Source organism: Bradyrhizobium sp. NBAIM08 (genome assembly GCF_020193935.1).
Taxonomy (GTDB): Bacteria; Pseudomonadota; Alphaproteobacteria; order Rhizobiales; family Xanthobacteraceae; genus Bradyrhizobium; species Bradyrhizobium yuanmingense.
Window position 1 is genome coordinate 1 of record NZ_JADYVR010000708.1, and the last position, 420, is coordinate 420.

General features: G+C 70.0%; 1 protein-coding gene and 1 pseudogene. Both read right to left on the reverse strand.

Features of this window, described 5'->3' with window-relative positions:
• Positions 1-230: NAD-dependent epimerase/dehydratase family protein (locus I6F37_RS41670; RefSeq protein WP_225154622.1), on the reverse strand; the 230-nt coding region annotated here is incomplete at its 3' end.
• Positions 231-304: 74 nt separating this feature from the next.
• Positions 305-420 (reverse strand): annotated as a pseudogene (locus I6F37_RS45840) (amino acid--tRNA ligase-related protein); the annotation flags it as partial.

Here is a 420-nt window from a genome sequence, read left to right on the forward strand (position 1 = left end):
GGTTCGTACACCCCGAAGTGCGCTACCGCGTTCGGCGCGAAGTCGGTGACGATGTCGGTGAGCTTCTCCCGGTCGCGCGGGTCCACCCGGCGGAACTCGCTGCGCCGCAGCCGGCGGCGCGGCGGGACGAAGTCGATGCCCAGGATCTCGCGCACCTCGGTCTGCTCCTCGAGCAGCTGGGCGACCCGGGTCCCGAGCTCACCCCCCATCCCTGTCACGAGCACTCGCATCAGGCGGGACCCTCCGGCGCGGCGGCGTCGCCGGCCTCCTGATCGAGGACCGCCTGGTCCCGCGCTTCGTCGTCGTCCTGTTCGGGGCGCAGCAGCGGGAAGAGGATCACCTCACGAATGCTAGAGACTTCTGCGAGCAGCATGATCAAACGGTCGATCCCGATCCCGAGACCGCCGGTGGGCGGCATGC